This is a genomic window from Streptomyces sp. NPDC002888 (assembly GCF_042888465.1).
In the GTDB taxonomy this organism is placed as follows: Bacteria; Actinomycetota; Actinomycetes; order Streptomycetales; family Streptomycetaceae; genus Streptomyces.
Genome location: NZ_JBIAPU010000016.1, coordinates 1 through 21,105, shown reverse-complemented (window position 1 = coordinate 21,105; position 21,105 = coordinate 1). Strand labels below are relative to the sequence as shown.

Sequence of the window (21,105 nt, the reverse complement as noted above, 5' to 3'; positions counted from 1 at the left end):
ATGAACGACAACGTCACGATCACGGACTGCGGCGACTCCGCCCTGGTCGCCAAGGTTGTCGGCATGGACGCCGAGGACGGCTGGCGGTTCGTCCACTCCCTCGCCGACGCCCTGGACGCCGTCCGGCTCACCGGTGTCCACGGGGTGGTGCCCACCTACGACGCCCTGCTCGTCGAGTTCGACTGCACCGGCACCGACCACGCCACCCTCAAACGCGTCCTGCACCACGAGGCCGCACGCATCGGGCCCGACCCCGCACCGGCGACACCTCCCCGACGCTTCCGCGTCCCCGTCGTCTACGGCGGCCACCACGGCCCCGACCTGCCCGAGGTCGCCGCCCAACTCGGCCTGACCGAGGGCGAGGTCGTCGCCCTCCACTCCGGATCCGACCTCACCGTGCGCTGCCTCGGCGCGCCCGCGGGCGCGCCCATGATGGACGGGCCGGCCTTCCCGGGGCCGGTGCCGCGGCTGGCCTCGCCCCGGACCCGCGTCGATCCCGGCTCGGTCGCCGTCGCGGGCCGGCAGGCGGTCATCTGCCCGATGCCCTCGCCCGGCGGCTGGCCGCTCCTCGGGCGCACCCCCGTGCGCGTCCTCGACCCGCACAGCGACCCGATCACCGCCTACCGGCCCGGCGACACCTTCCGGTTCGTCCCCATCGCACCGCACCAGTGGGACGACTACGCCGACCTGCCCCTGGCGGCCTGCCGTGGCTGACACCCTGACCGTCCGCACCGCGGGCATCGCCACCGTGCAGGATCTCGGCCGAGTGGGCCGCTCCCGCTACGGCCTGCCCGCCAACGGAGCCGCCGACCAGCACTCGGCGCGCGTCGCGAACGTCCTGTGCGGAAACGACGAACGCGCCCCGCTGCTGGAGATCACGGCCCTCGACTTCGCCTGCAGACCCTCCACCGACATCCTCGTCGCCGTGACCGGGGCACCCGCCGACCTGACCGTCGACGGAGCGGTCCGCCCGCAGTGGGAACCGGTACCGGTGCGCGCCGGCGAGACTGTACGGGTCACCGGCATCCGGCGGGGGCTGCGCGTCTACCTGGCCGTACTCGGCTCGTTCGAGGCCGACTACCTCCAGGGCAGCTGCGCCCCCGACACCATCCTGGGGTTCGGCCCCGCCCTGCGCGACGGCGACGAACTCACCCTGCGCACCGCCTGCCCGCCCCTCGACCACCCCTTCTCCCGGATCCCGCTGTTCCGTCTGAACGCCCCCGTCCCCCCTTTCCCCACCAGCTGGACCATCGACGTCACCGACGGCCCCGACCGGGCCGAGTTCGGCGACACGGGGACCCGTCTGTACGACGCCCCGTTCACCGTCAGCCCGCAGAGCAACCACATCGGACTGCGCCTGCGCGGGGCGGTACCCCGCCGTGTCACCCAGGGAGAGGTGCTGTCCCGAGGCGTTCCCATCGGCGCGGTGGAGGTGCCAGCGGGGGACGAACTCCTCGTGCTGCACCGCGGCCGCGGTGTCACGGCCGGCTACCCCGTCCTCGCCGTCGTCACCGCCACCGGCCTGTCCGCCCTGGGACAGGTCCGCCCCGGCCAGACCATCCGCTTCCGCCACCGCACCCTCGACCAGGCGGTCACCGCCCACCGCGCGCAACGAGGCGCGGTCGACGCACTGCGAACCCGGGTGCGCACCGCCTTCGACGCCCTGCGCGTCCCCGTCCCCGCCCCCGTCGGCAGCTGACCTCTCCGTCCCCAGCCGCCCCCTTCGCCCGCCCGGAGCCGAACCCCTTCATCCCCGCCTGCTCAGACAGGAGACGCCATGAGCACCATGGCCGCTCAGTCCGCACCCCACACCGTCGACCCGAGAACAGCCCGAAAGGTCACCCTCGCAGGGTGCGTCGGCATCTTCGCCGAGCTCTACGACAACGGCATCTTCGGCTTCATGGCCGGAACGCTCGCCGCCGTCTTCTTCCCCGGCTCCGAGAACGCCGTCCAACTGGTCTTCCTCGGCTACGCCGTCTCCTTCTTCTTCCGCCCTCTCGGCGGCATCATCTGTGGCCACCTCGGTGACCGCATAGGCCGGCAGCGGATGCTGGTCTTCGTCATCCTGCTGATCAGCGTCGCCACCGCCGCCATCGGTGTCCTGCCGACCCACGCGAGCATCGGCGTCGCGGCGCCCGCCCTGCTGATCCTGCTGCGCGTCGCCCAGGGCTTCTCCGTCGGCGGTGAGGCGTCCGGTGCGATGAGCTTCCTCGCCGAACACGCCCCCGAGGGCAAGCGCGGCCTCTACACCAGCTACGCGCAGATCGCGTCGTTCCTCTCCCTGCTCACCGGCACCCTGATCGCCGCCGGCATGACCAGCGGCCTCGGCAGCGCGCGCATGGAGTCCTGGGGCTGGCGCATCCCGTTCCTGCTCGCCGTGCCGCTCGGCATCACCGGCATCTACATCCGCAGGCGCATCAGCGACACCCCCAACTTCACGCGCCTTCAGGAAAAGGGCGGCCTGGCCAAGAACCCGCTCAAGGAGGCCTTCACCTCCGCCGAACACCGCCGCGCCATGCTGCTGGCCCTGTTCATCCCCCTGATGAACGGCTCCGGCTACTACGTCCTCTTCGGCTACATGCCCACCTTCATGAGCACTGAGCTCAACTTCGGCACGGTCCAGGGCCTCCTCGTCACCGCCTCCAGCCTCGTCGCCATCTGCGTGGCCATCCCCTACATGGGCAAGCTGTCCGACCGGATCGGCCGCAAGAAGGTCATCGCCGGCGCCGCGATCGCCATGGCCGTCGTCGGTGTCCCCTGTTACCTCCTGATCGGCACCGGCAACGTCGCCCTCGCCGTCGTCGGCGCCTGCGTCATGGCCGTCGTCTTCGCCGGGCACACCGGCGTCATCCACATCCTGCTCGTCGAACTCTTCCCGACCCGCGTGCGCTACTCCGCCTACGGGCTGGGCTACAACGTCTCCGCCGCCCTCTTCGGCGGCACGGCCCCCCTGCTGATGACCTACCTCATCGACCGCACCGGCAACGTCAACATGCCGGCCTTCTACGCCGTGATCACCGCGCTCGGCACGCTCCTCGCGGTGTCCCGTGTGCAGGACCGCGCCCACCTGCCCCTGCGCGACGCCTGACCTACCCGCCCACCCCCACCCCCCACACCAAGGAGTCCATCAGCATGCCCATCTCCGACTACAGGACGGCCCTCGTCACCGGAGCGTCGACCGGCATCGGAGCCGTAGTGGTCGAGCGACTGGCCAAGCGCGGCCTGGAGGTGCACGCCGTGGCACGCAACGCCGAACGGCTCGACGCCCTCGCCCGCACCACCGGTTGCGTCCCGCACGCCGTCGACATCACCGACACCGACGCGCTCACCGCCACGCTGGACGGCCTGGAGATCGACGTTCTCGTCAACAACGCCGGCGTCTCACGCACCGGCAACATCCTCACCGCCGACGAGTTCGCCGTCGACGAGCAGGTCGCCGTCAACATCCAGGCCGTCCTGCACCTCGTACGGCTCCTGATGCCCGGCATGGTCGAGCGCGACCTCGGCCACATCGTCAACATCAGCTCCATCGCCGGCGTCTACAACTTCGGTGGCAACACCATCTACCACGCCACCAAGGCGGCGGTGCACACCCTCTCCCGACAGTTGCGCGTCGACGGCTACGGTCGCCGCGTCCGCGTCACCGAGATCTGCCCGGGCCGCGTGGAGACGGAGATCTTCGGCCGCCTCCTCGGCGACATGGAGGAGGCCCAGCGGCAGTTCTACGACGGTTACGAGTCCCTCAAGCCCGAGGACATCGCCGACTCCATCGAGTTCGCCGTCGACGCTCCCCGGCACGTCAACATCGGCCATGTCGAGATCCTGCCCACCTTCCAGGTCCCCGGCGGCCTGAACTTCGAACGCCGCGAGGGCTGACCCATGAACCCGTCCCGCACCAGCGCGGCACGCGTGCGCCGGATCAACCCCTCGCCCAGCACGGCGGCGGCCCAGCGCGTGCGCGAACTGAAGAGCCAGGGGCTCACCATCCTCGACCTGACCGTCGGTGAGCCCGACTTCGACACCCCCGACCACGTCAAGGCCGCCGCGATCGAGGCCATCGAGGCGGGCGAGACCAAGTACACCCCCGTCAACGGCACCCCGCGGCTGCGCGCCGCGATCACCGAGAAGCTCCGCCGACGCCACGGGCTGGACTGCACCGACCGGCAGATCGCGGTCGGCGGCGGAGCCAAGCAGGTCATCTTCCTCGCCCTGATGGCCACCCTCGACGAAGGGGACGAGGTCGTGGTCCCCGCTCCGTACTGGGTGTCCTATCCCGACATGGTCCTCGCCAACGACGGCACCCCCGTCGTCGTCGACTGTCCCGAGGCGGACGGCTTCAAGCTGACCCCGGGGCGGCTGAGCGCGGCGCTCACCGAACGCACGCGCTGGATCGTCCTCAACACCCCGGGCAACCCGACCGGCGCCGCCTACACCGCCGACGAACTGCGCGCGCTCGCCGAGGTGTTGCTGGAGCACCCGCACGTGCGTGTCCTGACCGACGAGATCTACGACGAGATCTGGTACGGCGACGGGGACGCCCTCTCCCTCGCAGCCGTCGAACCCCGCCTGGCCGACCGGGTGTTCCTGACCAACGGCGTGTCCAAGACGTACGCGATGACCGGGTGGCGCATCGGTTACGGAGTGGGCCCGGCGGAGCTGGTCACCGCGATCAACACCCTGCAGTCGCAGATCTCCTCCTGCCCCTCCTCGGTCAGCCAGGCCGCCGCTGCCGCCGCGCTCACGGGACCGCAGGACTTCGTCCGGGAAACCGTGCGCGTCTACCGGGCCCGCCGCGACGCGACCGTCAAGCTCCTCAACGACGTCCCTCGGCTGAGCTGCACCATCCCGGACGGCGGCTTCTACCTCCTGGTGAACTGTCATGACGCTCTCGGTCGGTTCACACCCTCGGGTACCCGGATCGAGAGCGACGAGGACTTCGCCCGCCACCTCCTCGACACCCAGCAGGTGGCCGTGATCCACGGAGCCGCGTACGGCGCCCCCGGATACTTCCGCATCTCCTTCGCCACGTCGACGGACGTCCTCACCGAGGCGTGCGCGCGCATCGCGACGGCCTGCGCCGAACTGTCCTTCGCTCCTCCCTCCGCCTGAAAGGCCACCATGATTCGCGTCAGTACGAAGTTCGAGCGGCCGGACGCCGCCGTGGTCGAGCGACTCAGCGCCTTCTCATCGGCCACCATCCACGAGGCACAGGGCCGACTCGGTGCCCTGGACTCCACCATCAAGCCCGTCGACCACCGCATGTCCCTGTGCGGCCCCGCGTTCACGGTCCAGTGCGCGCCACGCGACAACCTGATGCTGCAGACCGCCATCGCCTACGCCCACCCCGGGGACGTCATCGTCGTCTCCGCCGGCGCCTACGAGGAGGCGGGCTCCTTCGGAGACGTCCTCGCCAACGCCTGCCAGTCCAAGGGCCTCGGCGGCCTGGTCACCGACACGGGCGTCCGGGACACCGCGGACCTGCGCGCCCTGGGCTTCCCGGTCTTCTCCCGCAGCGTCTCCATCAAGGGCACCGTCAAGGAGACCGTCGGACCGATGTGCGAACCGGTCACCGTCGGCGGCGTCCTCGTCCGCCCCGGCGACGTGGTGCGGGCCGACGCCGACGGCGTGGTCGTCGTCCGCCGCGAGGACGCGGCAGAGGTGGTCACCGCGTCGCAGGAGCGGGTCGACGCCGAGGCCGGCTACATCGCGGCGTACCGGGCGGGCAAGAGCGTGATCGAGATGTGCAACCTCACGCCGCTGCTCGGGGCCAAGGGGCTGGTGATCGAGGAGTAGCAGTGCGGGCCTCATCCGCTAACATAGAATAATTAGATAGATAAATATTCTAGTGCTGGCGAGGAGTGGCCGTGGATTTCGGGCTGACCGACGAGCAGGACCTGTTGCGCGCGACGGCACGGCAGTTCGTCGCCGACGTGTGCCCGGCCGAGAAGGCCAAGCAGTGGGACGAGGAGGGCGTCGTACCGCCCGAGCTCTTCCGGGGCATGGCCGAGCTGGGCTGGTTCTCCCTCCCGTTCGGTGAGGACGAGGGCGGTGACGGCGGCGGGCCGCTCGAACTCATCCTGATCGCCGAGGAACTGGGGCGGGCCAGCTTCGACGTGGCCATGTGCTACATCGGAGTGCTCATCCCCGGGATCACGGTCTTCCGGTGGGGCGACGAGGCGCAGCGCGACTTCATCCGCGAACAGGTCATGACCGGGCGCCACCGGCTCGCCGTGGGCCTCAGCGAGCCGGACAGCGGGTCCGACGCCGCCGCGCTGCGCACCACCGCCGAGGACCACGGGGACCACTTCCTCGTCCGCGGCCAGAAGGCGTGGTGCACCGGCGGCGGGCTGCCCGACACGACCATCGCGACCTATGTGCGCACCGGGCCCCGCGAACCCAAGCACGGCGGCATCAGCCTGCTGCTCGTCGACCCGGCGACGGACGGCGTCGAGGTGCGCCGGACGCCGACGCTGGCCCGGCACATCCTGGGCACCAACGAGGTCTTCTTCAACGACGCACTGGTGCCGAAGGACAACCTCGTCGGTCCGCGCGACGACGGCTGGAAGGTCATGCTCTCCAACATCGAGCTGGAGAAGGTGATCATCAGCGGTGGCTATCTCGGTGCCGCCCAGGCCACCCTCGACGAAATGCTCCAGTACGCGCGCACCCGGCACGCCTTCGGCCGTCCGATCGGCACCTTCCAGACGCTCGCCCACGCCATGGCCGACCTGCAGACCGAGATCGACTCCGCCCGGCTGCTCGCCTACCGAGCCGCCTGGCTGCTCGCGCAGGGCAAGCCGTGCACACGCGAGGGCTCGATGGCGAAGCTGAAGGGCTCGGAGACCTATGTGGCGGCCGCCCGGCTCGGGATGCAGGTCTGCGCGGGGCACGGCTTCTCGACGGAGAGCGTGATGAGCTTCCGCTACCGGGAGTCGATCGTGGCCACCATCTCCGGGGGCACGAGCCAGATCCAGCGCAACGGCATCGCCCGCAGCATGGGCCTGCGGTCCTACTGAGCCTCGCCCCTGGCCTCCTGCTCGGCCAGCCACGCGGCGTGCCGGGCGAAGTGGCCCTGGTCGCGCGTCACCCAGATCCCGGAGGCCCGGGCCAGCACGGCCCGGGCCGGCAGCAGCACCATCTCGCCCGCGATGTACCAGCGTGAGCCCTCGCGCCGCTCGACCCAGGCCCGGACCTCCAGCGGCCGCTGCACCGGCACCGGTTTGACGAAGCTCACGCTCAGTTCCGCCGTCACGCTCAACACCCGGTGCAGCAGCGGAAGATGACCGAGGCAGTCGTCCAGCACGGCCGCCGTCCAGCCGCCGTGCGCGACATCGGGGCCGCCCTCCTGGTCGCGCGGGCAGGCGAGTTCGAACCATGCCACGCCGTCCTCGTCGAGGCGTTCGCGCTCCACCCCGAGGCGGCAGGACTTGGCGCCGCGGCACGCGCCGCACAGCGCCACCCCGCCCGGGGTGCGGGGCGGCTCCTGGAAGTCCGCGCCCGCCCAGTGTCCGGTCGTGCTCGCCATGGTGCTGCTCCCATTCTCGGACACACGGCTCTCGTCAGACATCGGCCAGCAACGGACACAGCTTCCCGGCGATGAGCTGAACCTGCCGCGCGACCATCTCCTCGGGCATCCCTGCCAGCGAGGCCCACAGGAACACCCCTTCCACCGGCAACCCCGCCACGTACGCCCTGATGGCCTCGGCGACGTTCTGCGGGGTGCCGTAGAGGAACTGACCGACACCCGTCGCGCGCAGCCCCGTCTCCCGCCACTTCTCCGGATCGATGGGGCGCGGGGCGGGCTGGTCGGTCCCCTCCACCATGTACCGGCGGTAGCTGTCCCACTGGTACGCCAGATGTCTGCGCACCACCGGCCAGTCGCCGTCGGGGTCCTCGGTGACGAACGTGGTGAACGAGCCCTGCATCCGAGCGGTCGACACGTCGTGGCCGCCCTCGGTGAGCCCTTCCCGGTACGGGGTCAGCAGAGCCGGGTTGAGCGACAGCAGACCCGTGCCGAGCCGGCCGGCCCGGCGGGCGCCCTGCGGGCCCTGGTAGCCGAGCCAGATGGGCAGCGGGTCCTGGACCGGGCCGGGGGTGACCAGGGACTCGGCCCACAGGCTGCGGATCTCCCGTACGCGCTGATCGGTCGTGCCGTAGCGCTTGGCGAGGTCGGCTCCGTACAGGCGGTACTCGGGCACCCGGTAGCCGGTGCCGAGCCCGAGGTCCAGGCGGCCGTCACTGATGATGTCGACGAGCGCGGCCTGTTCGGCGATCTCGGGGGCCGCGTGCAGCGGTGCCGGGATGACGGCGGTGCCCAGGCGCACCCGGCGGGTGCGGGCGGCGGCCGCGGCCGCCATGGTGAGCGGCTGCGGGAGGTAGCCGTCCTCGAAGCCGTGGTGTTCGGAGAACCAGACCGAGTCGATGCCCAGCCGGTCCGCCTCCTCGCACATCTCCAGGGCGAAGCCGTAGACCCGGGACCAACTCTGCCGCCACGGCGGCGGGTTGCGCAGGTCGAAGTAGATGCCCACCTTCATGAGGGGCCCCCTCCTGTCGTGTTGTCCGCGAGCCGGATCGTCGCGTGGGTGACGGCCACTCCCTCCCCGGACGGCCGCAGCCGTAGGGGACGAAGCTCCAGAGCCTCGATCTCCGGGAGGTCGTCGACCAACGCGGAGATCCGCAGGACGGTCTCCTCCAGCGCCGCGAGATCCACGCCCCGGCGCTCCAGCAGGGGAGACGCCCGCAGCGAGCGGACCATCTCCCGGGCGTCGCGGTCGGTGAGAGGCGTGACCCGGTGGGCGACGTCCGCCATCAGGTCGGCGTAGTCCCCGGTGAGGCCGAAGGCGATCACGGGGCCGAAGACGGGGTCGGCTCCGACGGAGAGGAACGCGTCCGGTCCGGGGCCCGGTCCGGTGTCCCGGACGGCGATTCCGTACGAGTCGAGCAAGCCGGTGGCGATCCCCGCGGGGACGGAACCGGGAGCGCGCCCCGCGATCAGCGCGCGGGCCCGCTCGGCGTCGACTCCCGCGAGATCAGGTACGACGCCGGCGGGGGTGCTCCGCCAGGCCTGGTAGGCCGCCGCATGACCGAGAGAGGTGGCCGCCGCTTCGGGGAACGTGTAGGTCGGTACGACGAGTTCGCCCCGGTGCAGGAGGTCGGCGACGCCCGCGCCACCCAGGAAACTCGTCACCACCGGCTTCGAGGGCACCGCGGCCGCCGCGTCGAGGATCGCCGACGCGACCTCGTCGGGCTTGTCCGCGAGCGGGGGCATGAACAGCACGACGGCCGCGTCGATGCCGTCGTCGGTCAGGACCGCGTCCAGGGCCTGCCGGTAGTGCGCGGCGGTGGCCGTGGGGGTGAGGTCGATCGGGTTGGCGACCTCAGCGCGGGGCGATAGTGCCGTACGCAACGTCTGCCGGGTGTGCTCCCCGAGCGCGGGCACGCGCAGTCCGTTCGCCTCGCACGCCCCGACGGTCAGTGCCGCGGGACCGCCCGCGTTGGTGATCACGGCGACCCGGTCGCCGGGCGGGGGAGGCTGGTGGGCGAGCAGCAGGGCCACGTCGAACAGTTCCTGGAGGCTGCGGGTACGGATCACCCCCGACTGGGCGAACAGCGAACTGACCGCCGAGTCCGCGTGACCCGGGTGGACGGCGATGATCGGCTTGCGCGGAGCGATGCGGCGCGCGACGCGGGCGAACCGGCGCGGATTGCCGAAGGTCTCCACGTGCAGCAGGATCACCGAGGTCGCGGGGTCCTCCTCCCACCACTGGAGGAGGTCGTTGGTGGACACGTCCACGGCGTGGCCCACCGACACGAAGCCGGAGAAGCCGAGCCGCAGCCGCCGGGCGAAGTCGAGCACCGCGAGCCCCAGCGGCCCGGACTGGCTGGACATGGCGACCCGGCCGGGCGTCGGCAGGGCGGGCGAGAAGGTCGCGGCCAGCCGCGCGGCGGGCGTCGTGTTGACGACCCCCATGCAGTTGGGGCCCACCAGCCGCATCCCGGAGGCGCGGGCGAACCGCGCCAGCTCCAGTTCGGTGGCCCGCCCCCGCGCGCCGCTCTCCCCGAAGCCGGTGGAGACGACGACCACGGCTTTGGCACCGGCCTGCGCACACTCCCGTACGGCCTCGGGAACGGCCTCGGCCCGTACGGCCACCAGCGCCAGGTCCGGTGGCTCGGGAAGGTCCCCGACGCTCGGGTAGGCCCGCACCCCGGCGACCTGCTCGGCCCGCGGGTTGACCGGGAACACGCTGCCGCCGAAGCCGCCCCGCAGCAGGTTCGCCACGATCTCGTGACCGATGGTCAGTGGGCTGCGGTTGGCGCCGACGACGGCGACCGACCGCGGTTCGAGCAACGGCTTCAGCGAACGCCGTACGGCCGTGTGCTCGCGGCGCTCGGCCCGTGCCACGGCCTGGGCCTGCGGGTCGAGGGCGATCTCGAAGTGGATGATCTGGCCGGGCGGCCCGGTCTCGACCCGGTGGCCGGAGCCGAGGAACACGTTGATCATCCGGGTGTTGTCGGCGAGGACATCGGCCTCCAGCACCCGGATTCCCCGGGCGCGGGCGGCGGCCGCGATGTGCTCCAGGAGCAGCCGGCCGAACCCCTCGCTCTGGTGGTCGTCCCTGATGGTGAACGTGACCTCGGCGTGCTCCGGTTCCTCCGGATCGCGGACGTAGCGCACCAGGCCCGCGATCTCGTCGCCGGCCAGGGCGACGAGGGCCAGCTCGTTGAGGTAGTCCACGTGCGCGCCGCGCCGGATGACGTCGTCGCGGGCGCGGACCACCGGCCCCAGGGAGCGGTAGGCGAGCGTGGCCCGGGACAGGCCGCCGACGAAGGCGACCAGGCGGTCGGCGTCCTCGGGCCGGATGGGCCGGACGAACGTCGACCGCCCGGTGCGCACCAGGCCGGGTCGCTCCAGGTCCTCGGGGTACGGGGGAGTGGTCACAGGTCTGTCGCCGTCGGTCCCGGTCAGACGGCCGCCTCCTGGGGAGTCTGCTCCGGCAGCCGGAAGAGCTCGTTGAAGGTGCCGCGCGTGACGCGTTCGCGCAGCTCGTCGGACACACCGTCGAACAGTTCGTGCAGCGTGGACTGGGTGTGGCCGTAGGTGCCCTCCAGGTGAGGGTAGTCGTCGCCCCACATCACGTTGCGGTAGCCGGTCGACTCGACGATCTCCACCGAACTCTTGTCGTGCTGGAAGGAGGCGTACACCTGCTGCCGGATGATCTCGCTGGGCAGCCGGCTCAGTTTCGGCCGGACGAACATGCCGTGCTGGCGGTAGGCCTCGTCCATCCGGTCGCCGATGGCGGGCACCCAGCCCGCGCCGCCCTCCGCGATGAGGATCTTCAGGTCCGGGTGGCGGTCCAGGGCACCGCCCGCGACCATGTGGGACACCACGCGCATGCCCGGGTAGGTCGTCTCCATGTAGTTGACGACCGCGCCGCCGGGTCCGCGGAAGACGACGTTCTCGCCGCCGGTGCCGATGTGGAAGCCGAGGACCAGACCGGCCCGTTCGGCCGCCGCCCACAGTGGTTCCCAGCGGTCGAGGGCGTACTCCTCGCCGGGCCGGGTGGCGCACGGCAGGAAGACGGACTGGAAGCCCAGCTCCGCCACCCGCTCGACCTCGGCGACCGCGTCCTCGATGTTCGCCGTCGACACGCAGGCCGGCGTGATCACGCGCTTGTTCTTGCCGAGGATCTCGGAGTGTGCCCAGTCGTTCCAGGCCCGTACGGTCTCCCGGGAGAGCTCCCGGTCGGTGATCGACACCAGCCAGAACCCCATGGAGGGGAAGGCCAGTTGCCCCCAGACGCCCTCCTGGTCCAGGTCCTTGAGGCGGGTGTCGAGGTCCCGGGCGCCCGGCGGCCGCATGGCGTCCATGAAGTCGTTGAGCTGGCGGTCGATGCGCTCGCCGTCGATGTAGAGCACCTCGTACTTCTCGCCGCGCTCACTGCGCGGCGCCCGGTCGGCCAGGCGCGGCGGCAGCGCCTCGGTCCACAGGTCGTCCGGCTCCATCACGTGGGAATCCCCCGAGTTGACCCAGATCTTCGTCATGGCGCTCCTTCGGGTCAATAGATGCAATCAGTTAACCATTTTAGCGACGTTGTTCGATCTCCGCCACCAGCTGCGGCAGCACCTGGAAGAGATCCCCCACCACTCCGTAGTCGGCGAGCTCGAAGATGGGCGCGTCGGCGTCCTTGTTGACGGCGACGATGGTCTTGGACGTCTGCATGCCGGCCCGGTGCTGGATCGCGCCGGAGATGCCGGCGGCGAGGTAGAGCTGCGGGGAGACCTGGGTACCCGTCTGGCCGACCTGGTGGCTGTGCGGGTACCAGCCCGCGTCCACGGCCGCCCGGGACGCCCCGACGGCCGCGCCGAGAGCGTCGGCGACCCGCTCGATGAGGGCGAAGTTCTCGGCACCGTTCACACCGCGACCCCCGGAGACCACGATGTCGGCCTCGGTCAGCACGGGACGATCACCGCGTTCTCGCGCCGCGCGGGACAGGATCCTGACGGTGGCGGAGGGCGGGCTGAAGGCGATGTCCTGCTTCTCGACGACCGGGACGGTCGGGGCCGGTTCGGGGGCGGTGGCGTTCGGCTTGACCGTGATGACCGGCACGCCCTGCGTGACGTGTGCCGTGACCTGGTGCGTCGCCGCGAACGCCGACTGCTCGGTGACCGGGCCGTCCGGGCCGGCGGTGACGTCGACGGCGTCGGTGACGAGCCCGGAGCCGAGCCGGAGCGCGACCCGCGCGGCGGTTTCCTTGTCGTCCGGCCCCGACGGCAGCAGGATTGCCGCCGGGCTGGTGTGCTCGGCGATCTGCGTGAGCGCGTCGACGGCCGGCGTGACGAGGTACGCGTCGACTTCGGGGGCGTCCACGACGTAGACCTTGTGTGCCCCGTACCGGCCGAGGACCTCGGTCGCGGTGTCCGCTCCCGGCCCCAGGAAGACGGCTGAGGGCTCGCCCAGCCGGCGGGCCAGGGTGAGCAGTTCGAGGGTGGGCTTGCGTACGACGCCGTCGGCGTGGTCGACGAGGACGAGGATCTCGGCCACGGTGATGCACTCCTCTTGCCTGGGACGAGTTCTTGCCTGGGACGGGTCAGATGAACTTCTTCGTGGTGAGGAACGCGGCCAGTCCCGTGCCGCCCGCACCGTCGTCGGGGACGATCTCCCCCTTGGCGCGCGGCGCGCGCCTGGTCGCGGTGTCCACGGCCGATCGCGCGCCGGCCCGGCCGACCTGCTCGACGTCGATCCCGAGGTCGGCGAGGTCCAGCGTCTCCAGCGGCTTCTTCTTCGCGGCCATGATCCCCTTGAAGGAGGGATAGCGGGCGTCCCCGGAGCGGTCGGTCACCGAAACGACGGCCGGAAGGGCGCCCCGGACGTGCACGGTCGCGCCGTCGCCCTCGCGACGGCCCATGACTGCTCCGTCCTCGATCGCCAGATCCTCGAGGTGGGTGACGGCCGGGACGCCGAGCCGCTCGGCCAGCAGTGCCGGCACGACGCCCATGGTGCCGTCCGTCGAGGCCATCCCGCACAGGACGAGATCAAAGCCTTGCCGCTCGATGGCCCGGGCCAGGACGAGTGACGTACCGAAGGCGTCGCTGCCCTCGATGTCGTCGTCGCTCACATGGACCGCCGCATCACCGCCCATGGCCAGCGCCTTGCGCAGCGCGTCGCGTGCGTCGTCGGGTCCGACGGTGAGGTAGCTGATCTCGGCGTCGACGCCCGACTCGACGATCCGCAGGGCCTGCTCGACCGCGTACTCGTCGAGTTCCGACAGCAGTGAGTCGACCGACTCCCGGTCGGTGGTGCCGTCCTCGGTGAACGTGCGGTCCGCGGTGGCGTCGGGCACGTGCTTCACGCAGACAACGATCTTCACAGTGCACACTCCCGGGTACTCAAGAAGGCGAATGAGTGCTAATAGTTAACTATATTGATCGACGGGAAGCGAGCCCTGTGGGGACCTCACCTTGAATCCGTCGAATTGGTTGACTGATTACGCTGATAGCTGGAAGATCTGGGCACTGAGCCGCGAGGAGGCGCCATGGTGGGTGACAGGCACACCGGTGACAGGTACTTCGAGCCACAGGTGGAGACCATGTCCCGCGAGCGGCTGCGGGCGCACCAGGAGGAACGCGTCCTGGAGCTCGTCGAGTACGCCTATACCAACTCCGCCTTCTACCGGGAGCTCTGGGACGCGCACGGCGCACACCCGCGGGACATCCGCTCGCTGGAGGACTTCCGGGCGCGGATCCCCTTCATCACCAAGGACATGATCCGGTCCCACCGGGCCCGCACCGGCGACCCCTTCGGCGGTCTGCTCTGCGTCCCGGTCGACGAGCTGACCTCGGTCTCCTCCAGCTCGGGCACCACCGGCGACCCGGAGTTCTTCGCCGAGATCTGGCAGGACGCGCCGCCCCTCGTGACCGCGCAGGTGCGTGACCTGTGGGAGCTGGGCCTCAGGCCGGGCGACCGGGTGCTCAGCCCGCCCGGCACCTTCCGCAACCTCATGGACCCCGGCTACCAGGCCCTCGGCGCGGTGGTGATCGAGGTGGACACCTGGCTGGGAAAGATGCACGAGGTCGTCGAGGCCCTGCGCACCTACCGGCCCGCCTACCTCCAGATGATGTATCCGCAGATGGTCGAGCTCGAGCACCTGGCCGAGAAGGTCGACCTCAAGGAGGCCTTCTCCTCCCTCAAGGGCGCCTCCTGCGCCGGGCAGCCCCTCAGCCGGAAGATGCGCGAGCGGATCCGCGACGACTGGGGCATCGACGTCTACGAGTACACCAGCGCCGCCGACACCGGCACCGCCTGGGAGTGCCGCGAGCACGACGGCTTCCACCTCTGGGAGGACACCGTCTTCGCCGAGTGCGTCGAGGTCGGGGAGGACGGCGCCTGGCGGGACGTGGAGGAGAGCGACCTCGGCGAACTCGTCGCCACCGACCTGGACAACCGGGCCGCCCCACTGATCCGTTACCGCAGTGAGGACCTGGTCCGCCTCGCCCGCGACCGCTGCGGCTGCGGACGCACCCACGCCCGGATGTGGGTGGCCGGACGGCGCGGCGACGAGACCCTGGTCCAGGGACGCTCCGTGGTCCTGCGGGACATCTGGCAGGCGGTGGAGGACCAGCCTGAGACGGTGGCCGGGGTCTTCCAGATCGTCCGGGACCGCCGCGAGGTCGACGAACTGCGCCTGCGCGTCGGCTACGACCCCGCACTCACCGGTGACGTGGACGCCCTGGCCGGCCGGCTGGGCGAGGCCGTGCGCGAGCGGACCGGAGTCAAGCCGGTGCTCGACATGCGCACCGAGGAGGACCTGTTGAAGACCATGACCAGCGTCGCCAAGTTCCCCCGGGTGGTGAGAAACTGATGGCCCGCGCCGACACCCTCGCCCGGGCCCGCACCCTCGACCGGCCCGCGCTCGCCTACCTCGCACGCTTCCCCACCGCCGCCGGCACCCAGGACATGGAGCTCACCTGGGCCGAACTCGCCCGCGACACCGCCTGGGTCACCGAGCGGCTGCGCGGGCACGGCCTGGGCGCCGGACAGCGGGCCCTGCTGACCACGTCCGGATACGAGGGCTTCTGGGGGCACGCGGTGATCGGCGCCCTGCGGACGCTGAAGGTGACGTACGGCATCGCCGAGGCGATGGGCTGGGACCACCGCCGTACCGCGGTCTTCCACCGCGAACTGCGCCCGCAGGCCGTGATCGGGCTGTCCGCCGAAACCCTGGAAGGGCTCGCGGGCAGCGCCGACATCGGCGAGATGTTCCGGCCGACGTCGGTCGTCCTGGCCAGACCCGCCGCCCTGCCCCTGCTGCGCGGGGTGGGTGTGTCCGCCTGTCTGTTCACGGCTGTCGGCCCGGCCCTCGCCCTGGAGTGCCCCGAGCGCACCGGCGCGCACGTCAACGCCGCCGAGTGGCGGGTCGGCGAGCGGGACGGGGATCTGTTCGTGGCCGCGGGGGAGCAGCGCACGTCACTGCTCGCCGAGACACCGCTCGGCATCCGGGGCCGTGTCGTGACCGACCGGTGCGCCTGCGGCAGCGAGGACCCCCGGGTGCTGCTCGCCGAGGCCGACCAGCCACTGTGCACGAGGAGTTGAGGATGTCCGAACGAGTGGTCGACGGCCGGGTCGTGGTCGTCACCGGCGCCGGCAACGGCATCGGCAGGGCGCACGCCCTGGCGTTCGCCGCGCACGGAGCGAAGGTCGTGGTCAACGACCTGGGCGGCTCGCGCGACGGGGCGGGCGCCTCGGCCGGACCCGCCCAGGCCGTGGTGGACGAGATCGTCGCGGCCGGCGGCGAGGCCGTCGCCAACACGGACGACATCTCCGCCTGGGACGGCGCCGGCCGCCTCGTCCGGCAGGCCGTGGACAGCTACGGCGGCCTGGACGTGCTGGTCAACAACGCCGGCATCCTGCGTGACCGGATGATCGTGTCGATGACCGAGCGGGACTGGGACAGCGTCCTCGCCGTCCACCTCAAGGGCGGCTTCGCCACCCTGCACCACGCCGCCGCGTACTGGCGCGAGCGCGCCAAGGCCGGTCACGACAACGACGCCCGGGTCATCAACACGACCTCCCCGTCCGGCATCTTCGGCAACCCGGGCCAGTCCAACTACGGCTCCGCCAAGGCCGGCATCGCGAGCCTCACCCTCATCGCCGCCGCCGAACTCGCCCGCTACGGCGTGACGGTGAACGCGATCGCGCCGACCGCGCTCACCCGGCTGACCGAGGACATCGCGATGATGAAGCGGGCCGCCGAGGCCCAGGACCTCACCCCCGAGGCCATCTCGCCGCTCGTGGTGTGGCTGGGCTCGGCCGCCTCGCGTGAGGTCACCGGCCGCGTCTTCGGCGTCGTCGGAAACCGCATCACCGTCCTGGAGGGCTGGGTCAACGGCCCGGGCGCGAGCGCCGAGTCCCGATGGACACCGGAGGAGCTGTCCTCGGTCGTGCCGAACCTGGTGGCCAAGGCGGCGCCGAACGCCGACGCGCTGGGCAACCGGAACGGAGCATGAGATGACGACGACCATGCGACGGCCGGTCGCCGAGGGCCTGTTCACCTGGCCCCTTTCCGACTCCGTGCCGCCCCGGCTCATCGGCTCCGAGTGCACGGCCTGCGGCCTGGTGAGCTTCCCGGCCGCCCCGGTCTGCGTCCGCTGCGCGAGCGCCGAGCCGAAGGAACGGCTGCTCGCGAACCGCGGCACGCTGTGGACGTACACGACACAGAACTTCCGCCCGCCGTCCCCGCCGTACGACGGCCCCGAGACCTTCGAGCCGTACGCGGTCGGCTACATCGAGCTCCCCGGCGAACTCCTGGTCGAGGCCCGCTTGACCGAACCCGACCCCGACAAGCTCAGGATCGGACAGGACATGCGGCTCACGCTCGTGCCCTACACCGTGCAGGACGACGGCACCGAGGTCCTGACGTTCGCGTTCGCGCCGGTCGAGGAGGAGACACCGTGACCGAGGCCGTCATCATCGGGGTGGGACTCCACCCGTTCGGCCGGTTCCCCGGCAAGCCGGCCCTGGACATGGGCGCGGACGCGGTGCGACTGGCGCTCGCCGACGCGGGCGTCACCTGGCCACAGATCCAGGGCGGGTACATCGGCAGTTACGAGGTCGCCAACCCGGACGCGATCGTCGGGCACCTCGGCCTGACCGGAGTGCCCCTGCGCGGGGTGTTCAACGGCTGCGCCACGGCCGGTACCGCGGTGGCGCTGGCCGCCCGCGCGATCGAGACCGGCGAGCACGATCTGACCGTCGCCATCGGCCTGGACAAGCACCCGCGCGGCGCGTTCGCCGCCGATCCGTCCGTGGCGGGCATCCCCTCCTGGTACGGGCAGACCGGTCTCTTCCTCACCACCCACTTCTTCGGCATGAAGATCAACCGCTACATGCACGACCACGGCATCTCTCACGAGACACTCGCGCGCGTCGCGTCGAAGAACTTCCGCAACGCGGCGGGCAACGAGAAGGCGTGGCGCCGACAGCCCTTGTCGGTGGAGGAGATCCTCGCCTCCCCGGTCCTCAATTATCCCCTGCGCCAGTTCATGTACTGCGGGCCGAACGAAGGCGCTGCCGCCCTCGTGCTGTGCCGCGCCGACCAGGCCCACAAGTACACCGGGAAGCCCGTACGCGTCCGGTCCACCGCCCTGCGCAGCCGCCGGCTCGGCGCCTTCGAGGTGCAGAGCCCGTCGTTCCCCGTCGGGGAGCCGGTCGAGAGCCCGACGGTGGACGCCTCCCGGGAGGCGTACGAGCGGGCGGGCATCGGTCCCGAGGACGTCGACGTCGCCCAGCTCCAGGACACCGACGCCGGGTCGGAGGTCATCCACATGGCCGAGAACGGCCTCTGCAAGGACGGCGAGCAGGAACGCCTCATCGCCGAGGGCGCCACCGAGATCGGCGGCCGGCTCCCGGTCAACACGGACGGCGGACTGCTCGGCAACGGCGAGCCGATCGGCGCGTCCGGACTGCGCCAGATCCACGAGATCGTCCTCCAGCTGCGCGGCACGGCCGGGCCCCGGCAGATTCCGGGCACGCCTCGCGTCGGCTACACCCACCTGTACGGCGCGCCGGGCGCGTCGGCGGTGACGATCCTCTCGACCTGAGCATCTGAGAGCGCAGGAACCCCGCTATGAAACAGGACCCGCAGGACTTCGCCGCCGAGGCGCGCCGCTTCCTCGACGCGCATGCGGCGAAGGCCCCCGACCGCACCGCCTTCACCTGGGGCGAGGGCGACGACTCGATGGCCTACTTCAGCAGCCTCCCGCCCGAGGAGGAACAGGAACAGGTGCGCCGGGCACGCGCGTGGCAGCGTGTCCGCCACGAAAACGGCTTCGGCTGGATCACCGGCCCGCCCGAGTACGGCGGACGCGGCCTGACCCCCGTCCACGACCTGCTCTACGACGCCGTCGAGTCCGAGTACGACGTCCCCGACACCGGCGTGCTGAGCGTGGTCGGCCTGGGCATGATCGGACCGACGATCCTCGCCCACGCCCAGCCCGGGATGAAGGACCGCTGGCTGCCCGCCATGTACCGCGGGGACGCCGTCGCCTGCCAGCTGTTCAGCGAACCCGGCGCCGGATCCGACCTGGCGAGCGTGGCGACCCGCGCCGTCCGTGAGGGCGAGGAGTGGGTGCTGAACGGGCAGAAGGTGTGGACCTCGGTCGCCCAGCACAGCCAGCTCGGCCTCGCGCTCACCCGTACGAACCCCGACGCTCCCAAGCACCGCGGTATCACGGCCTTCCTGGTCCCCATGGACACCCCCGGCGTCGAGGTCCGGCCCCTGCGGCAGATGACGGGCGGCGCCGACTTCAACGAGGTCTTCCTCACCGACGTCCGCATCCCCGACGACCACCGCCTCGGCGAGGTCGACGGCGGCTGGACCGTCGCCCTGACGACCCTGATGAACGAGCGGGCGACCGTCGGCAGTGAGGGCGCGGGCCCGGTCGCCGCCGCCCTTTCCCCGGACCGGCTCTCGGCGCTGATGCGCGCCACCTGGACCTGGGACGACCGCGCCCTGCGCGCCCGCCTCGCCGAACTCCTCGTGGACGCCATGGCCACCGAACACCTCAACGCCCGTGCCCTGCGGAAACTGCGCGGCGGGATCGCGCCCGGCCCCGAGATGTCCGTCTCGAAGCTGATGTACGGCCAGAATCTCACCCGCGCCGCACACTTCGTGTCCGACGTCCTCGGTCCCCGGATCATCGCCGACACCGGCCAGTGGGGCACCTATGCCTGGTCCGAACTGTTCCTGGCCACCCCAGCGCTCAGGATCCTCGGCGGCACCGAGGAAATCATGAAGAACATCCTCGCGGAACGCGTCCTCGGCCTGCCCAAGGAACCGTCGACCGCTGCTGTCAAGGAGGTGCGCCCGTGACCGCCGACGAGAGCGAACTGCGCGAACTCCGCGCATCCGTACGGGACTTCCTGGAGGCGAAGTCGTCGGAGGAGGCGGTCCGCAAGCTCATGGAGAGCGAACCGCGCTACGATCCGGCGGTCTACGCCCAACTCACCGAGCAGCTGCGCCTTCCGGGCCTGGCCCTCCCCGAGGAGTACGGCGGCGACGGCTTCGGCCCGGTCGAAGTGGGCGTCGTCCTGGAGGAGATGGGCCGCGCCCTGCTGTGCGCGCCGTTCTTCGCCACGGTCGTCCTGGCCGCCCAGGCACTGCTGGCCTCCGGCGACAAGGAGGCCTGCGCGCGCCACCTCCCCGGCATCGCCACCGGACGGACCACGGCCACCCTCGCCGTCGCCGAGGACAGCGGCTCCTGGGACCCCGTCCTGATCTCCGCGCGCGCCGTGCCGGACGGGGGCGGCGGCTGGAAGCTGAGCGGCCGCAAGAGCTTCGTCATCGACGGTACGACGGCCGACCTGCTGCTCGTCGTCGCCCGCACCGTCGCCGGACCCTCGCTCTTCGCCGTCGACCGTGCGGCTGTGGGGCTCGCGGCCGACCCGATGAAGACCCTGGACGCCACCCGGGCGATGGCCCGGCTGACGTTCGACGCCGTGCCCGCGACTCTCGTCGGCACGGACGGGGCGGGCGGGCGCATCATGGCCAAGGTCCTCGACATCGCCTCGGTCGGGCTCGCCGCGGAGCAGGCGGGCGGGGCACGCCGGTGCCTGGAGGCGAGCGCGGAATACGCCCGCGTCCGTCACCAGTTCGGCCGGCCCATCGGCTCCTTCCAGGCGGTCAAGCACAAGTGCGCCGACATGCTCGTCCAGGTGGAACTCGCCGAGGCCTCCGCCAGGGAGGCGGCCCGGCTCGCCGCCGAGGACGCGCCGGACTTCCCGGTCGCCGCCGCCGTGGCGCACGCCTGCTGCTCACGGGCGTACATGGTCGCCGCCATGGAGAACATCCAGGTCCACGGCGGCATCGGCTTCACCTGGGAGCACCCCGCCCACCTGTACTTCCGCCGGGCCAAGTCCTCACAGCTGCTGTTCGGGGGGCCGGCGGTGTACCACGAGCGGTTGCTGGACCGGCTCGGTATCTGACGGCCGCAGACAGGCGAGGGCCCCCGGGGAAACCCCGGGGGCCCGCGCCCCCGGGTTGCTCAGCCCCGCGCCCCCACGCCCAGCAGTGCCGTAGCGGTGATGTCCAGCTGGTTCAGGCTGGTGCC

The 21,105-nt window shown here is 71.4% G+C and carries 20 protein-coding genes; 14 read left to right on the top strand and 6 right to left on the bottom strand.

The window, feature by feature from the left end:
- From ACFYWX_RS25215 to ACFYWX_RS25185, 7 genes are all read left to right on the top strand, one after another.
- Positions 1-714 (top strand): allophanate hydrolase subunit 1, encoded by a 714-nt coding sequence (locus ACFYWX_RS25215; RefSeq protein WP_389426360.1) that lies wholly within the window; start codon positions 1-3, stop codon positions 712-714.
- Positions 707-1,699 (top strand): biotin-dependent carboxyltransferase family protein, encoded by a 993-nt coding sequence (locus tag ACFYWX_RS25210; RefSeq protein WP_389426359.1) that lies wholly within the window; start codon positions 707-709, stop codon positions 1,697-1,699. The genes ACFYWX_RS25215 and ACFYWX_RS25210 overlap by 8 nt, the downstream gene beginning before the upstream one ends.
- A 78-nt stretch (positions 1,700-1,777) precedes the next feature.
- The gene (locus tag ACFYWX_RS25205) at positions 1,778-3,088 is read left to right on the top strand and encodes an MFS transporter (protein WP_389426358.1); all 1,311 of its coding nucleotides are present in this window, start codon (positions 1,778-1,780) and stop codon (positions 3,086-3,088) included.
- Positions 3,089-3,132: 44 nt separating this feature from the next.
- Entirely contained in the window at positions 3,133-3,876 is a 744-nt protein-coding gene (locus tag ACFYWX_RS25200; protein WP_389426357.1) for an SDR family oxidoreductase, read from the top strand.
- Positions 3,877-3,879: 3 nt separating this feature from the next.
- Entirely contained in the window at positions 3,880-5,109 is a 1,230-nt protein-coding gene (locus ACFYWX_RS25195) for an aspartate transaminase (protein WP_389426356.1), read from the top strand.
- Between the two features lie 9 nt (positions 5,110-5,118).
- Positions 5,119-5,793, top strand: coding sequence for a 4-carboxy-4-hydroxy-2-oxoadipate aldolase/oxaloacetate decarboxylase (locus ACFYWX_RS25190; protein WP_389426355.1), 675 nt, complete (start codon positions 5,119-5,121; stop codon positions 5,791-5,793).
- A 71-nt stretch (positions 5,794-5,864) separates the two neighbouring features.
- Complete coding sequence (locus ACFYWX_RS25185; RefSeq protein WP_389426354.1) at positions 5,865-7,016, top strand: acyl-CoA dehydrogenase family protein; 1,152 nt, start codon at positions 5,865-5,867, stop codon at positions 7,014-7,016.
- Here ACFYWX_RS25185 and ACFYWX_RS25180 read toward each other — a convergent pair.
- Genes ACFYWX_RS25180 through ACFYWX_RS25155 form a run of 6 tightly spaced genes read right to left on the bottom strand, consistent with a single transcriptional unit; the run spans position 7,010 to position 13,850 of the window.
- Positions 7,010-7,525: a PaaI family thioesterase gene (locus tag ACFYWX_RS25180; RefSeq protein ID WP_389426353.1), complete on the bottom strand. Its 516-nt coding sequence runs from the start codon at positions 7,523-7,525 to the stop codon at positions 7,010-7,012. The two genes, ACFYWX_RS25185 and ACFYWX_RS25180, sit on opposite strands and share 7 nt — an antisense overlap.
- A gap of 34 nt (positions 7,526-7,559) precedes the next feature.
- Complete coding sequence (locus tag ACFYWX_RS25175; RefSeq protein ID WP_389426352.1) at positions 7,560-8,534, bottom strand: LLM class flavin-dependent oxidoreductase; 975 nt, start codon at positions 8,532-8,534, stop codon at positions 7,560-7,562.
- Positions 8,531-10,939: a GNAT family N-acetyltransferase gene (locus tag ACFYWX_RS25170; RefSeq protein ID WP_389426351.1), complete on the bottom strand. Its 2,409-nt coding sequence runs from the start codon at positions 10,937-10,939 to the stop codon at positions 8,531-8,533. Before ACFYWX_RS25170 ends, ACFYWX_RS25175 begins: the two co-directional genes overlap by 4 nt.
- A gap of 23 nt (positions 10,940-10,962) precedes the next feature.
- On the bottom strand, positions 10,963-12,042 hold the full coding sequence (locus tag ACFYWX_RS25165) for an amidohydrolase family protein (protein WP_389426350.1): 1,080 nt from the start codon (positions 12,040-12,042) through the stop codon (positions 10,963-10,965).
- A gap of 40 nt (positions 12,043-12,082) precedes the next feature.
- Positions 12,083-13,042, bottom strand: coding sequence for an electron transfer flavoprotein subunit alpha/FixB family protein (locus ACFYWX_RS25160; protein ID WP_389426349.1), 960 nt, complete (start codon positions 13,040-13,042; stop codon positions 12,083-12,085).
- A 46-nt stretch (positions 13,043-13,088) separates the two neighbouring features.
- Complete coding sequence (locus ACFYWX_RS25155) at positions 13,089-13,850, bottom strand: electron transfer flavoprotein subunit beta/FixA family protein (RefSeq protein WP_389426348.1); 762 nt, start codon at positions 13,848-13,850, stop codon at positions 13,089-13,091.
- A gap of 183 nt (positions 13,851-14,033) precedes the next feature.
- Between ACFYWX_RS25155 and ACFYWX_RS25150 the strand changes: the two genes are divergently transcribed.
- Genes ACFYWX_RS25150 through ACFYWX_RS25120 form a run of 7 tightly spaced genes read left to right on the top strand, consistent with a single transcriptional unit; the run spans position 14,034 to position 20,980 of the window.
- On the top strand, positions 14,034-15,359 hold the full coding sequence (locus ACFYWX_RS25150) for a phenylacetate--CoA ligase family protein (RefSeq protein ID WP_389426347.1): 1,326 nt from the start codon (positions 14,034-14,036) through the stop codon (positions 15,357-15,359).
- Positions 15,359-16,090 (top strand): hypothetical protein, encoded by a 732-nt coding sequence (locus ACFYWX_RS25145; RefSeq protein ID WP_389426346.1) that lies wholly within the window; start codon positions 15,359-15,361, stop codon positions 16,088-16,090. The genes ACFYWX_RS25150 and ACFYWX_RS25145 overlap by 1 nt, the downstream gene beginning before the upstream one ends.
- Before the next feature lie 2 nt (positions 16,091-16,092).
- Entirely contained in the window at positions 16,093-17,004 is a 912-nt protein-coding gene (locus ACFYWX_RS25140; protein WP_389426345.1) for an SDR family oxidoreductase, read from the top strand.
- Between the two features lies 1 nt (position 17,005).
- A complete protein-coding gene (locus tag ACFYWX_RS25135) occupies positions 17,006-17,452 on the top strand; it encodes a Zn-ribbon domain-containing OB-fold protein (RefSeq protein ID WP_389426344.1) in 447 nt (148 codons plus the stop codon).
- Positions 17,449-18,597, top strand: a complete 1,149-nt coding sequence (locus ACFYWX_RS25130; protein ID WP_389426343.1) for a thiolase family protein — start codon at positions 17,449-17,451, stop codon at positions 18,595-18,597. Before ACFYWX_RS25135 ends, ACFYWX_RS25130 begins: the two co-directional genes overlap by 4 nt.
- Before the next feature lie 26 nt (positions 18,598-18,623).
- On the top strand, positions 18,624-19,868 hold the full coding sequence (locus ACFYWX_RS25125) for an acyl-CoA dehydrogenase family protein (protein WP_389426342.1): 1,245 nt from the start codon (positions 18,624-18,626) through the stop codon (positions 19,866-19,868).
- The gene (locus ACFYWX_RS25120; protein WP_389426341.1) at positions 19,865-20,980 is read left to right on the top strand and encodes an acyl-CoA dehydrogenase family protein; all 1,116 of its coding nucleotides are present in this window, start codon (positions 19,865-19,867) and stop codon (positions 20,978-20,980) included. Before ACFYWX_RS25125 ends, ACFYWX_RS25120 begins: the two co-directional genes overlap by 4 nt.
- The last annotated feature ends 125 nt before the right edge of the window (positions 20,981-21,105 follow it).

Coding starts and splice junctions, on each gene's coding strand:
- ACFYWX_RS25215 (WP_389426360.1), top strand. CDS start 1: ATGAACGACAACGTCACGATCACGGACTGCGGCGACTCCGCCCTGGTC.
- ACFYWX_RS25205 (WP_389426358.1), top strand. CDS start 1,778: ATGAGCACCATGGCCGCTCAGTCCGCACCCCACACCGTCGACCCGAGA.
- ACFYWX_RS25200 (WP_389426357.1), top strand. CDS start 3,133: ATGCCCATCTCCGACTACAGGACGGCCCTCGTCACCGGAGCGTCGACC.
- ACFYWX_RS25195 (WP_389426356.1), top strand. CDS start 3,880: ATGAACCCGTCCCGCACCAGCGCGGCACGCGTGCGCCGGATCAACCCC.
- ACFYWX_RS25190 (WP_389426355.1), top strand. CDS start 5,119: ATGATTCGCGTCAGTACGAAGTTCGAGCGGCCGGACGCCGCCGTGGTC.
- ACFYWX_RS25180 (WP_389426353.1), bottom strand. CDS start 7,525: ATGGCGAGCACGACCGGACACTGGGCGGGCGCGGACTTCCAGGAGCCG.
- ACFYWX_RS25175 (WP_389426352.1), bottom strand. CDS start 8,534: ATGAAGGTGGGCATCTACTTCGACCTGCGCAACCCGCCGCCGTGGCGG.
- ACFYWX_RS25165 (WP_389426350.1), bottom strand. CDS start 12,042: ATGACGAAGATCTGGGTCAACTCGGGGGATTCCCACGTGATGGAGCCG.
- ACFYWX_RS25150 (WP_389426347.1), top strand. CDS start 14,034: ATGGTGGGTGACAGGCACACCGGTGACAGGTACTTCGAGCCACAGGTG.
- ACFYWX_RS25145 (WP_389426346.1), top strand. CDS start 15,359: ATGGCCCGCGCCGACACCCTCGCCCGGGCCCGCACCCTCGACCGGCCC.
- ACFYWX_RS25140 (WP_389426345.1), top strand. CDS start 16,093: ATGTCCGAACGAGTGGTCGACGGCCGGGTCGTGGTCGTCACCGGCGCC.
- ACFYWX_RS25135 (WP_389426344.1), top strand. CDS start 17,006: ATGACGACGACCATGCGACGGCCGGTCGCCGAGGGCCTGTTCACCTGG.
- ACFYWX_RS25125 (WP_389426342.1), top strand. CDS start 18,624: ATGAAACAGGACCCGCAGGACTTCGCCGCCGAGGCGCGCCGCTTCCTC.